This window comes from Hyphomicrobium sp. 01T421 (assembly GCF_056398805.1).
In genome coordinates this window covers 87602-107033 of record NZ_JBFTQC010000003.1, presented here as the reverse complement: position 1 = coordinate 107033, position 19432 = coordinate 87602, and the positions used below count along the sequence as shown (strand labels likewise).

Annotated in this window: 19 protein-coding genes and 2 pseudogenes; 12 read left to right on the top strand and 9 right to left on the bottom strand. The window is 59.3% G+C overall.

Features of this window, described 5'->3' with window-relative positions; genetic code table 11:
- Nucleotides 1-83 precede the first annotated feature (83 nt).
- The 8 genes and pseudogenes from AC1DK3_RS17480 to AC1DK3_RS17445 form a co-directional block, all read left to right on the top strand.
- The gene (locus AC1DK3_RS17480; RefSeq protein ID WP_477193530.1) at nt 84-1358 is read left to right on the top strand and encodes a M20 family metallopeptidase; all 1275 of its coding nucleotides are present in this window, start codon (nt 84-86) and stop codon (nt 1356-1358) included.
- A 125-nt stretch (nt 1359-1483) separates the two neighbouring features.
- Nucleotides 1484-2152, top strand: a complete 669-nt coding sequence (locus tag AC1DK3_RS17475) for a trimeric intracellular cation channel family protein (RefSeq protein ID WP_477193529.1) — start codon at nt 1484-1486, stop codon at nt 2150-2152.
- 965 nt (nt 2153-3117) lie between these two features.
- Nucleotides 3118-4230: a hypothetical protein gene (locus AC1DK3_RS17470; RefSeq protein ID WP_477193764.1), complete on the top strand. Its 1113-nt coding sequence runs from the start codon at nt 3118-3120 to the stop codon at nt 4228-4230.
- A complete protein-coding gene (locus tag AC1DK3_RS17465; RefSeq protein ID WP_477193528.1) occupies nt 4125-4355 on the top strand; it encodes a helix-turn-helix domain-containing protein in 231 nt (76 codons plus the stop codon). The genes AC1DK3_RS17470 and AC1DK3_RS17465 overlap by 106 nt, the downstream gene beginning before the upstream one ends.
- A gap of 25 nt (nt 4356-4380) precedes the next feature.
- On the top strand, nt 4381-4728 hold the full coding sequence (locus tag AC1DK3_RS17460) for a hypothetical protein (protein ID WP_477193527.1): 348 nt from the start codon (nt 4381-4383) through the stop codon (nt 4726-4728).
- Between the two features lie 187 nt (nt 4729-4915).
- The gene (locus AC1DK3_RS17455; protein WP_477193526.1) at nt 4916-5875 is read left to right on the top strand and encodes a helix-turn-helix domain-containing protein; all 960 of its coding nucleotides are present in this window, start codon (nt 4916-4918) and stop codon (nt 5873-5875) included.
- Nucleotides 5876-5988: 113 nt separating this feature from the next.
- Nucleotides 5989-6771, top strand: a complete 783-nt coding sequence (locus AC1DK3_RS17450; RefSeq protein WP_477193525.1) for a hypothetical protein — start codon at nt 5989-5991, stop codon at nt 6769-6771.
- Nucleotides 6772-6916: 145 nt separating this feature from the next.
- Nucleotides 6917-7021 (top strand): annotated as a pseudogene (locus AC1DK3_RS17445) (helix-turn-helix domain-containing protein); the annotation flags it as partial.
- A 333-nt stretch (nt 7022-7354) separates the two neighbouring features.
- Here AC1DK3_RS17445 and AC1DK3_RS17440 read toward each other — a convergent pair.
- The 8 genes from AC1DK3_RS17440 to AC1DK3_RS17405 form a co-directional block, all read right to left on the bottom strand.
- Entirely contained in the window at nt 7355-7753 is a 399-nt protein-coding gene (locus tag AC1DK3_RS17440) for a RidA family protein (protein ID WP_477193524.1), read from the bottom strand.
- 85 nt (nt 7754-7838) lie between these two features.
- Nucleotides 7839-8774, bottom strand: a complete 936-nt coding sequence (locus AC1DK3_RS17435; RefSeq protein ID WP_477193523.1) for a pirin family protein — start codon at nt 8772-8774, stop codon at nt 7839-7841.
- A gap of 25 nt (nt 8775-8799) precedes the next feature.
- Nucleotides 8800-10488: an MFS transporter gene (locus AC1DK3_RS17430; protein ID WP_477193522.1), complete on the bottom strand. Its 1689-nt coding sequence runs from the start codon at nt 10486-10488 to the stop codon at nt 8800-8802.
- A 4-nt stretch (nt 10489-10492) separates the two neighbouring features.
- The gene (locus AC1DK3_RS17425) at nt 10493-12343 is read right to left on the bottom strand and encodes an amidohydrolase (protein ID WP_477193521.1); all 1851 of its coding nucleotides are present in this window, start codon (nt 12341-12343) and stop codon (nt 10493-10495) included.
- Nucleotides 12344-12378: 35 nt separating this feature from the next.
- On the bottom strand, nt 12379-12801 hold the full coding sequence (locus AC1DK3_RS17420; protein WP_477193520.1) for a DoxX family protein: 423 nt from the start codon (nt 12799-12801) through the stop codon (nt 12379-12381).
- Nucleotides 12785-13090 (bottom strand): GNAT family N-acetyltransferase, encoded by a 306-nt coding sequence (locus AC1DK3_RS17415; protein ID WP_477193519.1) that lies wholly within the window; start codon nt 13088-13090, stop codon nt 12785-12787. Before AC1DK3_RS17415 ends, AC1DK3_RS17420 begins: the two co-directional genes overlap by 17 nt.
- 68 nt (nt 13091-13158) lie before the next feature.
- Nucleotides 13159-13848: a hydrolase gene (locus AC1DK3_RS17410; RefSeq protein ID WP_477193518.1), complete on the bottom strand. Its 690-nt coding sequence runs from the start codon at nt 13846-13848 to the stop codon at nt 13159-13161.
- A 304-nt stretch (nt 13849-14152) separates the two neighbouring features.
- Nucleotides 14153-15097: a LysR family transcriptional regulator gene (locus AC1DK3_RS17405; protein ID WP_477193517.1), complete on the bottom strand. Its 945-nt coding sequence runs from the start codon at nt 15095-15097 to the stop codon at nt 14153-14155.
- Between the two features lie 98 nt (nt 15098-15195).
- On the opposite strand from AC1DK3_RS17405, the gene AC1DK3_RS17400 reads away from it, so the two are divergent.
- Together AC1DK3_RS17400 and AC1DK3_RS17395 are read left to right on the top strand one after the other, a co-directional pair.
- Nucleotides 15196-16074 (top strand): alpha/beta fold hydrolase, encoded by an 879-nt coding sequence (locus AC1DK3_RS17400; protein WP_477193516.1) that lies wholly within the window; start codon nt 15196-15198, stop codon nt 16072-16074.
- 111 nt (nt 16075-16185) lie between these two features.
- Complete coding sequence (locus tag AC1DK3_RS17395) at nt 16186-17094, top strand: helix-turn-helix domain-containing protein (protein ID WP_477193515.1); 909 nt, start codon at nt 16186-16188, stop codon at nt 17092-17094.
- A 552-nt stretch (nt 17095-17646) separates the two neighbouring features.
- On the opposite strand, the gene AC1DK3_RS17390 is transcribed toward AC1DK3_RS17395, so the two are convergent.
- Nucleotides 17647-17820, bottom strand: a complete 174-nt coding sequence (locus AC1DK3_RS17390; protein WP_477193514.1) for a hypothetical protein — start codon at nt 17818-17820, stop codon at nt 17647-17649.
- A gap of 408 nt (nt 17821-18228) precedes the next feature.
- Here AC1DK3_RS17390 and AC1DK3_RS17385 point away from each other — a divergent pair, with 408 nt between their 5' ends.
- Entirely contained in the window at nt 18229-18561 is a 333-nt protein-coding gene (locus tag AC1DK3_RS17385; RefSeq protein WP_477193513.1) for an HGGxSTG domain-containing protein, read from the top strand.
- A 91-nt stretch (nt 18562-18652) separates the two neighbouring features.
- A pseudogene (locus AC1DK3_RS17380) lies at nt 18653-19241 on the top strand (recombinase family protein).
- Nucleotides 19242-19432 lie beyond the last annotated feature (191 nt).

The window sequence follows — 19432 nt, the reverse complement described above, 5'->3', positions numbered from 1 at the left end:
ATGAGTTCCAATAGCCAGATGACAGCCGCCAGCGCTTCCCGGTCGGCTAATTACTGGCACGCAGGCATCAACAGGAGATGATCATGGCTGAGCATACCTCCTCCAGTAATGCATCCGCCGTCCTAACGAACCTCGGCCAACTGCTTCCCGATCTTGAAACGCTCTATGAAGGTATTCACGCGCATCCCGAATTGTCGATGCACGAGACGCGAACGGCGGCCATCGCCGCCGACAGGCTCAGGAAAGCCGGTTACGAAGTGACGACGGAGGTGGGCAAGACGGGTGTCGTGGGATTGCTCCGCAACGGCAAGGGACCGACCGTGATGCTGCGCGCCGACATGGACGCGCTGCCGATCGCCGAACAAACCGGCCTTCCCTATGCCAGCAAGGTCACGGCGACGGACGCCGAGGGGATAACCGTCCCGGTAGGGCATATGTGCGGCCACGACATGCACGTCGCCTGGCTGGTCGGTGCAGCGACGTTGCTTTCGCAGGCGCGCGAGGCTTGGAAGGGCACATTGATGGTCGTCTTCCAGCCCGGAGAGGAAACTGCGCAAGGCGCTCAGGCCATGATCGATGACGGTCTGCTCGAACGCTTTCCCAAACCGGATGTGGTGCTTGGCCAGCACGTCATGGTCGGTCCGGCCGGCACTGTCGCCGGCAGCGCCGGGCCAATCACTTCCGCCGCGGACAGCCTGCAAATCCGTCTGTTCGGCCGTGGTGCGCATGGTTCGATGCCGCAGGCCAGCATTGATCCCGTCGTCATGGCGGCATCCGTCGTCCTGCGGCTCCAGACCATTGTTTCCCGCGAAGTTGCCGCAACGGACGCGGCGGTGATCACGGTCGGCGTGCTGCAAGCCGGGACCAAGGAAAACGTCATTCCCGACGACGCCATCATCAAGCTCAATGTGCGGACATTCGATGCTGGCGTGCGAAAGCATGTACTTGCTGCGATACAACGGATCGTCAATGCCGAGGCCGAAGCCTCGGCTGCGCCGCGTAAACCGGAAATCACGCCGCTCGACAGCTATCCGTTGAATATGAACGACAAGAGCGCGAGCAACCGCATAGCCGACGCTTTTCGCGGCTATTTTTCTCCCGACCGAGTAATACACACGGGGCCCGCGCCAGCCAGCGAGGATTTCGGCTGCTTCGGAACCGCATGGCATGAACCTTCGGTATTCTGGTTCGTGGGCGGCACTGATTCCAAGATGTATGCCGAGGCCAAGGCGGCGGGTAAACTGAATGAACTGCCGGTCAATCACAGCCCGCAATTCGCGCCGGTCCTGCACCCCACCATGGAGACTGGCGTCGAGGCGCTGGTCGTCGGCGCGCTGGCCTGGCTTGGCACGACCTGATGTTCCTTTTGGGTCGAAGGCTTCCGGGCGAGGAGCGTGTTGTGTGGAAGCTTACTTATCGGAGTTTGTCCCGATGTCGCTTCGTGCTTTGATCGCCAAACTGAGCTCGCGTTAGCGGAGCTGTCATGATCACCATTGAAACTTTCCTGCATGTTCTTGACTTGGGGGGTACCTTTGTTTTTGCCATCAGCGGGGCGGTTGCCGCCGTCAATCGACGGCTCGACATTTTCGGTATCCTCGTCCTGTCCTTCGTGGCCGGAAATTTTGGTGGGATTGGCCGCGATTTACTGATCGGCGCGGTGCCGCCTGCCGCGCTGACCGATGGTCGATATTTGCTGGTCTCGGTCATGGCTGGGCTGATCACCTTCTTCTCGTATGCCGGCGTCGGCAGGCTGCGCAGCCCCGTGCTTTTATTCGACGCGGCCGGACTATCGTTCTTCGCAGTCGCGGGTGCGCAAAAGGCTATCGAGTTCGGATTGAGCCCGGTAATGGCAGCTCTTCTGGGCATGTTAACCGCAATTGGCGGCGGCATGACGCGCGACGTTCTCCTCGCGGAGATTCCGCATGTGCTGCGTTCCGATCTATACGCCGTTGCAGCACTGGCCGGCGCTGCCATCGTCGTCATCGCCGATACGCTCGCTCTTCCTTATGGCGTCTCAGCGTTGGTCGGAGGGGCCTTGTGCTTCGGCCTTCGCTTCATGGCGATCAGACACGGCTGGCATCTGCCTGTCGCGCATCTCTCCGCGCAAGGACGAGCGGGGGTACATCCTTCAAAAGACGAGAAGCCGCACTGAAAATTGTGATCATAGTCAAGGATACTCGTATCACCACGTTTCAAGATACGCTTGACCTCCTCCGGTTCGGTGCCGGTGCTAATCGCCGCCTGGCAACGCCAGCACGAGATGCGGCCTATGATCGAGCATGTGCTGGTTCCGGATCGGCTAAGCGACCTTGCCTTACGTCTCCAGCCCGCCACTTCATTGATCGGGCGAAACGACCGCTCCCGCATTACACCATTCGATAGCGAGGCGTTTCAAGTCAGTAACGACCGGATGGCCGTCCGGAACACGGCGCAGGGTTTTCGTGACGGTTGGTAGCATCAGCAGAACGCCGTCTAGCTAAGGCAGGCTCAGCTGGTCGAGCAACGCCCCCTAGCCGACATCGTGATGTTATCCCGTCCGAACAGTTCGCTGAACGATTCAGGAGGCCCAAAACCGTGCCAAGCCGATGTTTTGGCCGACATCGTCGCCCGCACCAAACGCGGCCAACTGTTTGCGATGCAGGAAGAACTTCGAGCACAGCGTGCGAACCGAGGCGGGACGTCAGAAAGCAGTAGGCTAATACGCAAATGCCGTCGACGCTGGGTAGCGCCGGCGGTTTCGAAGGCTAAAGGAAATTTGCAGTGATAATTCAATGGGACATGGCGGAGACGGAGTCCTCCGCTAGTTATTATTTTTATTATATAATTTTCGACTCTTGATCTCCATTCCACAAATCGATCCACAAACCTCTTGAGCCGGGAGCGATCGGAACACAAACTCTTCGCGTAGTGTCCGAACTCCGATTGTCACTCTTCCGCCAATTGAGCCGCTGTACTTCGATTGACGTCTGTCAGCGTCGATGCAATTCAAACAAAAACGGGCCGTGTAAAAGAAAATGAGATGGCATTTGCGCCTCAGGCACCGTTCGGCGGGTAGGGACACGAGCAGTAGAATTTTGGTCAGCGAGGTACGACCTATCAGTGGACTCCACACCTAAAATGGCCGAGCCCCCATATCCACCCGAGATCCCGGCCAGTTGCGTCACTGAAGTAGCGAGCCTGGCAAGCATTCCCGCTGACGCCTTTGAGAAGTTTTCAATAAGCATCCAAAGAATGGTCGCCTGGGCTTGGCGCGATTACACGACGTGGCCTCAAAAACTGCAACTTGAGCAAGTAATCGAGCGCGAACTCGATGTCGTTACTAGATCTGCCGCCAAACTCACGCAAGCGCTTGCTGATCTGAGCCACGACGGTAATTGTAGATTGAGCAACCGCGTCTATAGTGACAGCGCTTTTCAAAGCGAACCAGAAAAAGCAGCGAACTTATCGCGATTTAAAGACTTAACTCGTCAAATAGAACAAGTCAGTCGAGCTTCCCGATCGCCGAGGAAAAATTCTAAGGGCGGCCAGCCCTCGCGACTATCGAAGCGCGAACCTCTCGATCTCTTTATTGTTTCTTTGTCAGTCGACATTCTTGTGCTTGGTGGCCAGCTTCACTTCAATAAAAACGACGGAACAGGCAATTTCGCCGGAATCTTACGTTCGCTTGCGCCGTATCTGCCGAGTGGGTTTTTGCCCTCGTGGATTGTCGAACCTGATGTCAACGAATCTTTGAGCGGCGCGGCGGCCATCGATAGAATTTTACGTGGTAGGAAAAAAAGAGTCGCCGAATTGGTAAGGTCAGCGTCACGGGATATAAATCATACCAACGTTGATGCGTGGCGCGCGCAGCGCCGGGTGGGCGCTCTAGATCGATATATGGACGAGCTGAGCGATAAATGGCGGGGAAACGCTGCGCTTCTATCTGGCCGGTTTTGTCATTTCAGGAGAGTTGGTCAAAACGCCTCTAAAATCGGACTCTACCATGTGACCCATGGGAAAGACGGTCGTTGGCTATCGCGGAACTGGACAAGAACCCCTGGAAAAAACCAAGGTTCTTGTCGTAGCAGCATACGCAGAACTGCATCACTGTTTCTGTCGACCGAAGTAGATCGACAGAGGGGACTATGGACAATCATCGCAGCGAATCGGCGAAGGAGCCGAGCTCAGACGACCGGGCCGCATACTCCATCGACGAATTTGCCAAGATTCACGGCGTTTGTCGCGACGTAATCTACGAAAACATCGCGATTGGTCGCATTCGGGCTGTCAAGCTTGGGCGCAGGACGTTGATCCCTGCTTCCGAACGTCAGCGCTTTCTTTCCGAACTCCCGCCGTTGCGCCTCCCTTACCCGTGAAACACTCAGATGAAGGGCACTAAACGTGCTGCGATTGTCAGTTCCAGCCCTTGACCGCTTTGATCCGAGCGCATTCGCGTTCGTCGCGGCCGTAATGCGCGAGAACCCCAAAAAGCGATGGTTTAGCGCGGACGCCGTATGGGAGGACTATTCGTTCTCCTATTTCGCCGAATACGCCGGGCCAAACGACGAGCCGCTCAGCCGCGGCCAGTTCTTCCGTCAGTTGAAGATTGCAGGCATCAAGCGAACTCGATCTGGCGCAAGAAATCAGGTGGGGAAGCGGCCCTACGTCTACAAACTTGTCAGACGTGGGCGTCTCAAGACGGAAGTGGGACGCTTCCGGGACGCGCGTCTTGGAAGCGTCTCAGGATGAGGCTTTGATTTTCGGCTCTGCCGCCGGAGGAGCCGGACAGTCGGCAACGCGCATAAAAAAAACGACCGCTTCGGGGGGCAACCCGAGCGGCCGAGAAAATCAGGCTTTAACGATGGCGAAAAAATATCTGTTTTCGCGTTGATCCGCAAGAGTCGCGGCGCCATCTCGACCGAAAGAAAGGGGAGCAATGGTTGAGAAATCATGGCGTGTATTGCCTACCGCCGACGACGTAGCGAACGACGAAACCGGATTCAGGTTTGTCAGAACTTTGGCGGTTTATAAGGCCGCGCTGGACCGTCGCTTGACACTTGGCGATATCCGCGTGCTCGCCGCGATCAGCTATTTTATGAACAGCAAGATCAAGCGCGCTTGGCCCAGCTATTCCTCGCTCGCGGAGGTAGCCAACGTATCCGAAATTTCAGTCCGGCGGGCAATCACGAAACTCAAGGCGCTCGGTTACATCTTCAGCGAGCGCCTTGCTCCGGTCGGTGGCGGACGCGCACTCACGCACTATGGTCTGAAGACGACCCGGCCGTCCGACATTGAGGCGATGATTTCGGACGCCGTGAAATCCCTGACTGCATCACGCACGATGCAGTCAGCAAGTGATCTGAGTGCATCATCAGATATGCAATCGGAAGCTGACTGCATCAAATCAGGTCGTCCTGACTGCATCAAATCGAGTCTCCAGGAACCCTATACGGATGAACCCTATGTAAGTGAGTCTGTCGACGCGAGGGCGCACGACACATTTTCGAACGATCAGCTTGAAGAGTTGCATCAGCTTTACAACAGCTGGGGTCACAAACCTGGCGCATCGCCGCCTTTCGACGAGATCGACCGCGCACGGTGCGATCGCATCATGCTCGACGCGGTCGAAGCTTGCCGCAGGAACCATACCGAGGCCGACTACGGGCATATCCAAGCCGCGGCCTTGGTTGCGCTCAACATCCTGCGCTGCACCCGAGCGACCGGCACAAATGGCGGCGCCAGCATGCTCGGGCTGTTCCGCAAAGCGATGGAAGGCGAAATCACTCGCAAGGTGACACCGCAGGAGCGACCTGCGGCTTCATCCTCCCCGCATCGCGGCGGTCCGGTCAGCAAGTTCCAACTCGCGCGGCGTGCGTTCGAAACGTTGGGGGGCTGATCATGTCAAAAGCAATCGTCCCCATTCACGCAACCAATCTCTCGACGCGCTCCAGCCCAGGCGTAGCCCTTGGTGGTGACGTGCTCTCGCGAACCAACATGCCGCCTGCAATCATGGGCGGCATCACCGACCTCTTCATCGCGTTCGATGCCGGCAAGAAGGCCTCTGACGACGATGAAACGCGCAAGATTCAGATCTGCGCCGAGGTGCTCATGGGCTTCGAAATCTCGGTCGTCGAATATGTGCTCAAGCGTATGAGGAGATTCAACCCGAGAAACCCATTCCCGCCAACTGCACAGGATTTGTATCAAGAGTGCGTGCGCGTCCGCAAACTCTGGGGCAGCCGGGTGCTGCGGTATTTCGTCGAGGGCGAGGAGTGGGGCAGCCTCGATCTTGTTGAACAGCTGGAAGTCTTCGGGGGCAAGGACTCGGAGATCGATCCGTTCGGGCCACCCCCCTATGTGACCGGCTGCTGGATAACGCGAGCGATGATCGAAGAATTTCTCCGGCCAGCTATCGCGGATGCCTACGATGACATGCGCAAGCGCGAAAAGCCTGGGACCGAAATCCTTTTGACGGTGTTCGAGAAGATCTCGGACGAGCGCTTCAACGAAATTCCCGAAGCGGCGTTTGATGGCAAGCGCGATGAGATTGCTTCGCTGTGGCACAGGCGGCGAGAGCGACAAGCTGAGTTGAAGCGACAGAGAAAGAAGTTGCTTTCCAAGTTCCCAGTAGGTGCAGCGGTAATCGACCACGCGATCGGTGGCCTGAGAGGAATTGTTGAAGAAATCGACGAACGCAACGAGCGCGTCATCGTTAGCTTCAACTATGGCAAGCAGCCATTTCGCATTTGGGGACAAGATTTTGCCAAACTCGAGCTTGCACCCCCCTCATAACGGGCCGCGACCCGGATGTCACTCACATGCACCGTACAGACCTTGGGGCGACAGAGATTGTCGTCGCGGTGAAGGAGGCCGATCATCGCGAATTGCCGGCCCAGCGCTGCAGCGTAAGGCGCAAACCGATTGAAGGGAGACTAAGTTGATTCAATCTGGATATCAAATTGCTGCCGCGCGGGCTCTTCTGGGTTGGACGCAGCAAGACCTCGCGAACGCATCAGGTTTGCACCGCCGTTCGATCCAATATTGGGAACGCCAAGAAGTTATTGCCCATGGCGGTTTTCGCGAACCGATCGCCGTTCGTAAAATTCGCAGCGCACTTGCAGATGCTGGCGTCGAGGTCGTCGTTAAGCCGACCATCGGGGTCCGCCCCTGCCATAGCGGCAGCATCAGTCACTTTCGGATCCTCCAACCACAGGGAATGGCCGCAGCGAAAAGGCATCCCGTCATCCGGAGGAACGCTGCGCGCCCCACGCAATATACCGGCATCAACGCTTTGTCCCTTTTAGAGCGCGGTGATCCAACTATGGCTTTTCTGGTCAGTCTGCCGCAATTTGAGAAACGCGGAGAGCATCAGGACTTACTTGCTCTCTGGTATGCGCGCGATGACCTTGATCTCGAAATCGAAACCGGCAAGCCAGTTCACCCCGACGGCTGTCCAGTTTGCGGGCGGCGTCTGGGTCAAATTCCTTTGCCTGACTGCCATGACATCTGCGAACTGGTTTTCCGGATCGGTGTGGAATGTCGGGACGTCGACGACATCGTCGAACGTGCAACCTGCAGCGTCGAGCGTGCCCTTGAGATTGTCGAAAGCCAGCTGTACCTGACGTTCGAAATCGGGCTCGGGTGTGCCATCGCCACGGCTTCCGACTTGCCCCGATACAAACAGCAGATCGCCTGACCGGATCGCGGCGGAGTAGCCATGCTCTTCGTAAAGCGTGTGCCTGTTGGCGGAATAGATGGCCTCGCGTTTCGTCATGTCTCATTCCTCTGGTCAGAGTGATGGAAGCAGAGACCGATCATCTGCTTCGGCGTCGCGCGATGGGGCGCTCCGATTGTTTCAACTAGTCGGGCAGCGGAATGAATTCCGCATCATCGCCGGGAGGCAGGCGGAAGCGGCCATGCTCCCAGTCGCCCTTGCGCCAGGCCTCTTTTGCGGCGTCGATCTTCTCCTGCGACGACGCGACGAAATTCCACGAAATGTAGCGTGGCCCATTCAACGTCTCGCCACCGAGCACCATCAGCCGCGCACCGGTTGCGCCGGCGGTCAGGCTGATCCGGTCGCCGGGGCGGAACACCATCATCTGCCCTGCAGCGAAGCTGGTGCCGGTGGCGAGAATGCTTCCCTCAACGACATAGACGCCGCGATCCTCGTGATCGTCCGGCAGCGGCAGCTTTGCGCCTGCGGCCAGAACCACATCGGCGTAGAACATTTCGGTGAATGTCCTGACTGGCGCCGATGCACCCCAGGCCGAGCCGAGGATCAGACGCACCTGCTTGCCTTCGTCTTCGAGAAAGGGCAGCGCCTCGCGGCCGTGATGCTCGAAGCTCGCCGTGACGTCTTCCGCGTGATCCGGCAGCGCCACCCAGGTCTGGATCCCGAAAGCGGTGCCGGGCCTGCGGCGCATGTCCTCGCTGGTGCGTTCGGAATGAGTGACGCCATTGCCGGCGATCATCCAGTTCACCTCGCCCGGATAGACCATCTGGTCGGCGCCGGTGCTGTCGCGGTGATGAAACGCGCCCTCGTAAAGATAAGTGACGGTGGCAAGGCCGATATGCGGATGCGGGCGCACATCGATGCCGCCGCCGGTCAGAAATTCCGCCGGTCCCATCTGGTCAAAGAAGATGAAGGGGCCGACCATCTGCCGCTCCGGCGCAGGCAGAGCGCGGCGCACCTCGAACCCGCCGAGATCGCGGGTCCGCGGGATGATCAGCGTTTCGATCGCGTCGAGTCCGACCGCTTCAGGACAATCGGGATTTTGCGCAGGGTTCCAGCTCATGGTGCTCTCCTTCGACTAACTAGGTTCACAGCGGCCGCAGCAGGTGGCGGACGACGGGCGGATGGTCACCGATGTGGAATGAATTCAGCAGGTCCTGATCCAGCGCATCCGTATGCGTCACGCGCGCATGCTGACGCTGATGCTCGACCCAGCTTTCGACGACAAAGCCTTCGACGACGCGGCCCGGTTCGGCCACGTCCTCCCAGATATCCCAGCGGATCGCGCCATCGCGCTGACGGACCGAACGGAAGCGACGCAATATGGCGATGAATTCGGCCTGTCGCTCGGGCACGATGCGATATTCGATCTCGACCAGGACCGGGCCACGGTCACCGGCGAGCGGGACCGACACCACAGGCTCGACCCAATGGTTGGATGGCGCGAGATCGATGGCCGCATCTTTCGGCAACCGCCAGCGAAGCGCCAGCAGGATGGTCAGCGTCAGGCCGGCAGCGGCCACCGTCAGCGCGTCGGTCACACTGGAGCGGCTCGCAAGCGTTCCCCACAGAATGCTGCCGCCTGTCATCGCGCCCTGAAACACCACGAGATAAACCGCGAGCGCGCGAGCCTTGACCCATCCCGGCGAGGCCATCTGTGCGGCGACATTGAGCGAGGTCAGCATGCCGATCCAGGCGAGGCCGGCAACAAACATCACCGCTCCCGCGAACCACACATTCGGCGCCAGCGCCAGTGCGAGCGTCGCGCCGGCAAACAGCAGCGTCGCCCAGATCGACGTCGTATTGGCGGCCACAATCTTGCGCAGTCGCTTCAGCAGCAAAGCTCCGACGACAGCACCCGCGCCCATGCAGCCGAGAAGCGCGCCATAGCCCGCAGCATCCAGACCAAGCTCACGCCGTCCGACCAGCGGCAGCATCGCCCAGAGCGCGCTGCCGAACAGAAAGAAGCCCAGCGTGCGGACCAGAACCAGCCGCATCGCATCCGAATGCCGCACATAGCGATAGCCGGCCCGGAGCGCGCCGAAGAAATGTTCGGGCGGCAGGCTGTGAGCGGTCGCCGCGCGTCTCCATTTGAAAAGCACGACCAGCACGGCGAGCACGGACAAAGCGTTGATCCAGAACACAGCAGGAATGCCGGCCATCGCCACGATCACCCCGCCAACCGCCGGGCCGATGGCACGCGAAATGTTCACGCCGAGACTGTTCAGCGCAACAGCATCGGGGAGAGCGGGCTTGTCCACCAATTCCGGGACGATGGCCTGGAACACCGGCGCGGTCAGCGCCGCCGCGACGCCTAGCACAAAGGTTGCTGCGAGCAGAACCCACGGCGTGGTCAGGTCTTGCAAGGTCAGAACGGCGAGAACAGCCGCGGCAACAAGACCGAGGATCTGCGCCGCCAAAAGCATTTTGCGCCGGTCCACAATATCGGCCATCGCTCCGGCGGGCAGCGCCAGCAGGAACATCGGCAGCGTGGTTGCCGCCTGCACCAGCGCCACAAACAGCGGGCTGGGTGACAGCGAGGTCATCAGCCACGCCGCGCCGACATCATGCATCCACGTGCCGATATTCGAGATGACCGTGGCAATCCAGAGGGCCCGGAAGACGGGGTAATCCAGCGGGCCTTGAGCGGCCGCTTTATTTTGGAGAGACATCGCAACTTCTTTCCGGAGAAAAACAGGATTCGCTCCGTCTATATCGTCTGAAGGTGACTGAGGCGCGCCTTCGCCGCTCATCGCCGGATACGAAAATTTGCGCATGGTGCTACACCGCCCAGCAGCCGCAGCCAAAGGCGCCCCAGAAACTGCGGACATCCGCAAAGGGCACATTCGCACCAAGTGGTGCGGCATGGTCGTGACCATGCACGGCGCAGCCTTGCGAACACCCGCAGTTCGACGCCAGCTTCGCCTGCGTCTCGGGCGTCCGGTAATAGCCACCGAATGTCGCAACAGGCGACCAGTCGGGCATCGGTGCAGGCAATGCGGGAGCGAGCGGTCCGTAATCACCCTCGCCATGCACGACCTTGCCACCCAGTACCGTCAGAACCGAGCGCAGATGCACGATCTCTGCCTCGGGCACGGTGAAGTAATCGTCCGACAGAACGGCGAAGTCAGCGAGCTGTCCGGTCTTGATCTGGCCCTTCTTGCCCTGCTCACTTGAGAACCAGGTATTCGCCTCGGTCCACAGCCGCAGCGCAGTTTCCCGATCGAGTCGGTTCGCCACCGGATAAAGCCGCGTGCCGCCCAGAGTCTGCGAGGTTACCAGCCAGGACAGGGAAACCCACGGATTGTAACTCGCGACGCGCGTGGCATCGGTGCCCGCGCCAACCGGCACACCTGCTTCCAGCATCCGCCGGATCGGCGGGGTATTTTCCGCAGCCTTGGCGCCGTAGCGTTCGATGAAATACTCGCCCTGAAACATCATCCGGTGCTGAACGGCGATCCCGCCGCCAAGCGCGGCGATCCGGTCGATCGAGCGATCGCTGATCGTCTCGGCATGATCGAAGAACCAGTTGATGCCCTGCAGGGGAATGTCCCGGTTCACCTTTTCGTAGACATCGAGCGCACGCGAGATCGTCTCGTCATAGGTGGCGTGCAGACGCCACGGCCAGCGGTGTTCGGCCAGAAGGCGAATGACAGGTTCGAGGTCAGCCTCCATATCAAGCGGCATTTCCGGGCGTTTCACTCGGAAGTCTTCGAAATCGGCGGCGGAATAGACCAGCATCTCGCCCGCGCCATTATGGCGATAGGTGTCGTCGCCCTGGCCGGGGCTGACCTGCTTTGCCCAGGAAGCAAAATCGGACAATTCATCCTTCGGCTTCTGGGGGAAGAGGTTATAGCTGACCCGAATCGTCATCTGCCCTTCGGCATGCAGCGTCTCGATGATGGCGTAGTCGTCCGGGTAATTCTGGAAACCGCCGCCTGCATCGATGACCGAGGTGACGCCAAGGCTGTTCAACTCGCGCATGAAATGCCGCGTGGAGTTGATCTGATAATCGGGGTCGAGTTTCGGGCCTTTCGCCAGCGTCGAATAGAGGATCGTGGCGTTGGGCTGGGCCAGCAGCAGACCCGTGGGGTTACCGCCGGCATCGCGCATGATTTCGCCGCCCGGCGGATTCGGCGTGTCCTTCGTGTAACCGACCACACGAAGCGCGGCTGCGTTTAGCAGCGCCTGATCATAAAGGTGCAGGATGAAGACCGGCGTATCCGGCGCTATGGCATTCAGTTCGTCCAGCGTCGGAAGACGCTTTTCGGCGAACTGAAGTTCGGTGAAACCGCCGACGACGCGCACCCATTGCGGAGCGGGCGTGCGGTCCACCTGCCGCTTCAGCATCGCCATCGCCTCGAACAGCGAAGGCACGCCATCCCAGCGCAGCTCCATATTGTAGTTCAGTCCGCCGCGGATCACATGGGTGTGGCTGTCGATCAGACCGGGGATTAGGCGGCGCCCCTTTGCATCGATCACGGTCGCATCGGGCACAGCGAAACGCGCCTCGGCCTCGGAGCCAACTGCAATGAACCTGCCGTCGCGGATCGCTGCCGCTTCGGCCACAGGGTTCTGCCGGTCGAGTGTCGTGACTTTGGCATTGACGATGACGAGATCGTTTCCGGACATTGCTGTGCTCCTTGCAGGCACTGAATTTGTTGTCGTCACAGATCGCGGACCGGCAACCGGACGAGATCCAGCCAGGCGACAATCAGAAATCCGCCGGCCAGACCGAGATGTTCAAAAAAGGCGTTCGCATCCGCGTGCCGGGCTTTGCCCGCCGGCCGCTCCCAGAACCGCAATGCGATCAGGGTGGACAACAGGGTGAAGCCGGCCAGCCCCAGCGCACCAAGCCAGCGCAGATAGCCGGTCAACACCATCGCCGAGGCGATAAGCTCCAGCGCGATCACCAGAACAGCAAACAAAGCGGGCGGTGCCAGCCGGAAATGAATCATCTCGGCAACGGCACCGGGAAAATCGAACAGCTTGACGAGCCCGCCTTGAATGTAGGCGGCGCAAAGCCCGAGATGCGCCAGGAACAGCACTGCAATCGAGAGCGAGTCGCTGGCCTCAATGCTGAATGACATCGGACCATTCGGGATGCTTGAGCGATTGCGCACGCACGAAGGGGCACAACGGCACGATGCGATAACCCTTGCCACGCGCATCCGCGATCAAAGCTTCGACCAGCGCCGAAGCAGCCCGCATGCCGCGCAGCGCGTCAGGAACGTGTGTGTGATCGGCGATGACTAGCACATCCGAAACCGTAGAGATGGTCAGTTCGCCTTCACCCTCCACACCGTCGACACGGGCGACGAAACGCCCCTTGTGTCCCCGGTCTTCGTAGGAAATCCGCGCGGCAGATTTTTCAGTCATCGCAGCCTCCGTTGGATGGTTGAGTGGCCACCAGCGGCCCGGTCATGCCGGGCCGCCATGCGACGGGCCTAGACGGCCGGATTCGGGCCGACGATTGCGCCATGCGCCGAACGCTCGGGCGCTTTGTGAACCATCGTGTAGGCGTAATCGACACCGATGCCGTATGCGCCCGAATGCTCTCTCACGATGGCGAGCGTGGCGTCATAGGTTTCCCTGCGGCTCCAGTCCCGCTGCCATTCCAGCAGAACCTGCTGCCAGGTCACCGGCACCACGCCGACCTGAACCATGCGGTCCATCGCATAGTCATGCGCCTCGACGGAGGTGCCCCCCGAAGCATCGGCCACCATGTAGATCTCGTAGTCAGTGTCCTTCATGCAGGAGAGCGCAAAGGTCAGATTGCAGACCTCGGTCCACAAACCGGAGACGACGACCTTCTTTCGACCTTGCGCGGCATGTTTGGCCAGCGCATCGCGCACGTTCTGGTCGTCCCACGAATTCATCGAGCTGCGTTCCAGCAGCTTGTTGTCCGGGAAAACCTCCAGCAATTCCGGGAAGGAATAACCAGAGAAGGCAAGCGTCTCCACCGTGGTGATGGTTGTAGGAATGCCGAACGCTTTGGCAGCCTTGGCAAGCCCCACAACATTGTTCTTCAGAAGCTGGCGGTCGATCGACTGCACACCGAAAGCCATCTGCGGCTGCTGGTCGACGAAGATCATCTGGCTGTTCTGAGGAGTAAGCAGGTCGAGTTTGCTGGACATGGAATAGTTCCTGTATGGAAAATCAGGACGAGCCCGGTCGGCGTCGTCTCACTGCCGCGTCGGCATCAAGCGCGTTGGCATGGCCGCCAGCGCGCAGACCACGCGCATCAGAACCTGTCGAACTATCCCGCGAACGGGAGTGATGACGCTCGGCAAGTCATCGCGTTATGGCGACGCCTCAATGGTGGCCAAACCCTAGAGAAGGTTTTCGTGCCATGCGTTGCGGAAGCTGCGGCGATGGTGCCGATCTTGCGGCTCCCTGCCTGATATCGTGCTGTTGCCGCGGGCTTCTGAATCGCCGCGACTAGGCGTCGGCGAGTGCAGCGAGCTGCGGGGACGCCACGCGCGACTGCATGAATGTGTCGCGCAACCGGGGAATCGCGTGGTCTATGAACGCGCGGACCGCGACGCTATTGGCCCTGCCAAGCGGGCGGAACACCAAGTGTACCGGTACCGGCTCCGGTTGGTAGGCCTCGAGGAGCGGGACGAGGAGACCCTGCACGATCAGCTTTTCGACCTGATATGAAAGAGGCCTGACAATTCCCAGACCTCGCACAGCTGCATCGATCGCCGCGCCTGCACTGTTCGTCGTCAGTCGGCACGCAACCCTTACAGATTTGAGGCGGCGTCCGGTCGGACGCTCGCGATAACGCCAGAGTTCCTGAGCCCCGGCATCATTCAACCCGACGCATAAATGGTTCAACAGGTCCTGTGGCTGTTCCGGTGGCGCACGCTTGTCCAGATAGCGCGGGGCCGCGCAGGTCAATCTTCGCACTTCGCCAATTTTCACGGCGGTCAGTGACGAGTCCGGCAGCGGAGCCATACGGACCGCAACATCCACCCCCTCTCCTACAAAATCGACCATGCGGTTGAGGAAAAGCGAGCGCACTTCCGTTTGCGGAAATGCTGCGAGGAAGCTCTCGACAACCGGCATCACATTCTGACGCCCGAACAATTCTGGTGCGGTCACGACGACGGTGCCGCTGACGGCGTCATCCCGCGACCGTGCATCAAGCTGCGCGAGTTCAGCGAGCATGGTCCTGTAGATCGCAGCGTGACGCGCACCGGTCTCACTGACGGCGACCTGTCTGGTCGTCCGATCCAGCAGGCGTTCGCCAGAAATCGATTCCAGACGCGCAACGGCTCGCGTCACCGAAGCAGGGGAGCAGCCAAGACGGCGTGCGGCGCCGGCCAGCGACCCCTCGTCGACGACGGCGAGGAATATCGACATCGCTTCCAGCCGGTCCATGATTGTCTCCTGTTCTGAAATTCTATCTTACAGCCTGTGCCCATTATGCCGAAGTGAGGAAGGCACTACCTTTCCGGAAAGGATGAAAGGGTTGCATTGTGACGATCCGATACGGATTTCAAACAATTGGCGAAGTGGAGGTTTTCTACCGGGAGGCAGGGCCGCGCGACGCGCCGGTTCTTCTTCTGCTGCATGGTTTTCCAACCGCAAGCCACATGTTTCGTGACCTGATCCCGCTTCTTTCTGATCGTTTTCGACTGATTGCGCCGGATCTTCCCGGTTTTGGGCAAACCAAAGCGCCGCCGCGCGGGGCTTACGACTACACCTTCGACAATCTTGCAGACGTGATCGAAGGCTTTACCGCAGCCCTCTCGTTGGAGCGATATGCGCTTTACGTCTTCGATTATGGAGCACCGGTCGGACTGCGTCTGGCGATGCGCCATCCCGAAAAGGTGCCCGCGATCATCTCCCAGAATGGCAACGCCGATGAATGGGGGCCGTGGGAAGCGTATTGGCGGGAGCCCAGCGCAGCCAATCGGGAGGCGTGCAGAGCCTCGCTTGCGCCGGATACGATCCGAAACTGGCAGTATGGCACTGGAGCCGATCCGAGCCTGTTGTCGCCAGACGGATACGAACTGGACATCGCCTATATCTCCCGTCCTGGAGCCGAGGACATACAGCTCGACCTGATTCTCGACTACCGCACAAATGTCGCGCGCTATCCCGACTTCCAGGCGTATTTTCGCAAACACCGCCCGCCGCTTCTGGCCGTTGGGGGTCCGCATGACCCTGCCTTTGTGCCTGCAGGAGCGGCTGCCTATAAGCGTGATCTGCCGGATGCGCAGATTCATCTGCTGGATACAGGGCATTTTGCGCTGAAGACGCATGCGAAAGAGGTGGCCGCTCTGATCGCTCCCTTCCTCGAAAGCACGGTTTGTTCACGCACAACGAGGATCAAGGCGCTGAACTACATTTGATGCAGAGCGAGGCAGTAGAGGTTGGGAAGCCACCTCGCTTCACTTTGTGCGTGGCCTTGCCCCGCGGTGACTTCAATAGACTTGAGAAGCCATTTCATAGGATACACAGCAATGACCGCGCCTGCTAATTCGTCGTTCACCCGATGGTACTGCGAGGGCCGACAGGCGTCCTATCTGCGTACATGGAAATCCCCGGGCACAATCCTCGATCTCCTTGAAATGGCGCGACCGGCCGGGGATATGCACCGCCCTGCCTTGCCGGATGTTGTCCTGTATCAGGACCTGCTCGGTGGCAGCCGTCTTCGCGGCAACACGGGAGGGGGGTATGTCGATGTGACGAGCGAAAAAGGCGATTTCTATCTCGCTGCGCCAGACTTCGCCCTTACATCTACCGTCGACACCAGCCATCAGATTCGCGCCTTGTCGTTCCCGGTGGCGCAGTGGCAGAACATGCTCGACGGAGCCGCCGATGGCCGGCTCTCATTGGAATCCTTGCGACTCTACAAAGGTTCATTTCAGTCGCCGGCGATCCGATCAGCGCTCCGGAAACTGTGGGCTCTGTGTGAAGAAGAAGAGGGTGCGCCGTCGCGGCTGCTGGCGCGGGCTGCAGGCTGCGAGATCCTGGCCGAGCTGTGCAGGTTGGGCGGAGCATCGATCGTTCCGGCCAAGGGTGGCCTTGCTCCGTGGGCAGAGCGGCGCAGTCTGGAGCTGCTGCGGGCGAGGCTTTCTGAAGACATCAGCCTCGACGAACTGGCAGCGGAGGCACGGCTCTCACCCTTTCATTTCGCACGCATGTTCAAACAAAGCCTCGGCGTGCCGCCACGGGTCTACCTGACGCGACTGAGAGTGGAGAGAGCTTGCGAGCTTCTCGAGATGACGGACCTTCCCGTCACAGAGATCGCCCAAAAGGTCGGATACTCGTCCAACCAGGTACTCGCCCGGGTATTCGTCAAGCATCGGCACATGAGCCCGACCGACTATCGTCGGGCTGTTCGCGATCCGGTGCCGGCGCCAAGTTGATTGCGGATCCAGTCGCTGCTCAATTCCCTGAGCCGGCGCCGGTCAAACCGAATTTTGATGACCTGCATCTGCACCCCTCGTCAGACCAGCTCGCCGAGCGTCGGCGTCGGTCGTTGCAGGCGGAGCAACAAAATATCGAAGCACGCGTCGCTTGGCGCAAGAAAATCCGCGAAGCGCAGATTGCGGCTGGCGTTGATCCAGAACTTGTCGATGCATTGACGAAAGGCTCGCCCCCGGCGCCACCTACCAGACCTGGCGTTCCAGAAATTCGGTTTGTATGGCCAGCACGGACTAAATAGACCGCAACAGTATTAGTTTTGCGACTCCGCTGCGCGCGTGCGCGCGCCGGTCATGGGGTCTTAGAAAACCCCTTAGGTTTTGTGACAGTCGGCGCGATTTGATTTCTTGAGATCAGAGCTTGCCTCGCCATCCGAAAACGATTGGCCCTACCTGGTGCACCCAGGTGTGGACACTCAACACTAGCGGTGAGCCCATCATTGAGAAGATGCTATCGCTCAGAGAAGACGTCGTCTTCCGACCAGCGCAGCAGATCTAACGGCCCGACTTCTTCGCGAGTTTGTTATCGAGTTCGTGGATGGCTTGGAGCACGGCCTCAGTCGTCGACGGAATAGGCCACATCGCCCTCCGAATACGGTCGATGGCGTCGAGGTCTTTCTGCTGAACCCGAAGGTTCAATTGTAGCCGCTTTTCTTTTTCCTGAGCCATTTACCGGTGATACACGCCGTGAAACATTTTGTCTACTTGTCTAGACAATCTATATATGATAGACAAGGGCACTCCTAGAAAGCGAGACCTCCCGGACACCCCCCTGAACCAATACCTCCGGTGGTCCACCGATCGACAGGAAGATCTCGTGAGTAAGCGCAGCACGACACGTCGACGGCGAAAACCAAGGCCAGTGCCTCAACCCGATGTCTCGAGCGCTAGCAGGGGCGCAACCCACAAACGGTTTCCCCTTCTCGATGTCACTATCGGAGCAATCGGAATTCTCGGGCTCCTGGTCGCCGTCATCTCCTGAGAGAAACACTAGGATTCGGGGCACTGTCCCGGCCCTGCCACCGACAGAAGTGACGAAAAACTCTTGTCGCTCAAACAAGCATCGCGCCCAACAACATGGAGTTTCATGTGACAGACGCCGCTTCTCAACCGAACCAGCCTCAGGAGAAAAAGCGAAAGCCGTCGCGCTGCGGAGCGTATGCAAGGAGCACGGGGGAGCCGTGTTGCGCCCCTGCCATGTCGAACGGCCGTTGCAAGCTTCATGGCGGTTTGTCGACCGGTCCGAAGACGCAGGAAGGTCGCAAGCGGATTTCAGAAGCCCAGCGCCAAAGGTGGGCTACGTTCAAACAAAACAGTTTGTCCTGCGATTCTTTTCAGTCGGCAGCGGTGCCAGCCCCCCGAAAGCGACTGCGTCCCGCACAAGGGGCACTTCTCTTCACGCTGCCATAAACGAACGATTTTGACCCGGTGCCATACACTGTGCCAAAAGCCGGACCATCGAGGTGCCATAAGTCAGTGCCAAATCAGGAGCCCACGTCGCATGACAAAAACCGTGTTTTACGCTCGCGTTTCGACCCGTGACCAAAATCTCGCGCTACAAGTCGACGCCGCCAAGGATCTCGGTATCAAAACAGAAAACATCTTTATCGAAAAGGCATCAGGCACGCGCCACGACCGGCCAGAGCTGGCAAAGGCAATCCGCCGCATTAGGGCTAGGCGACACGCTGGCCTGCTACAAGCTTGACCGCATCGGCCGTAGCCTCGCGCATCTCTCGAATTTGCTCGACGACCTCAACGGACGCGGTATCAAATTCAAGACTGTCTCCGATGGCCTCGACACTTCCGGATCGACCGGTCGCTTAGTACTGCACATGTTGGCGGCGGTGGCGCAGTTCGAACGTGACCTGATTGTGGAGCGCACGCGCGCCGGACTAGCAGCTGCGAAGAAGTGCGGTAGGAAATTCGGAGCGCCGGTGAAATGGACACCAGACATGGCCGCGAAAGCTAAAGGCTACTTCGAGAAGGGCCTCCACGGCGATGAGGTCGCGCGACTGTTGAAGGTTTCGCGGCGGACGTTGTTCCGCGGGCTCCGCGCAGCGCGCGATCATGACGAAGCGGTAGCATCGTGAATCCAACCGCTAGCTCCTAACGGGGAACGATAGAAACCACCTGAGCTGCAGTTGAAAATAGATGGGAAGTGGCCATTATAGTTATGCCAACAAAGGATATTATCAGCATAACAATTCGCCGAACAACGCTTCCAATAACTCACTCGCAGGACTGTTGTTGTCTGGGTCTCTGCCCGGCGTGACGCAAAGGC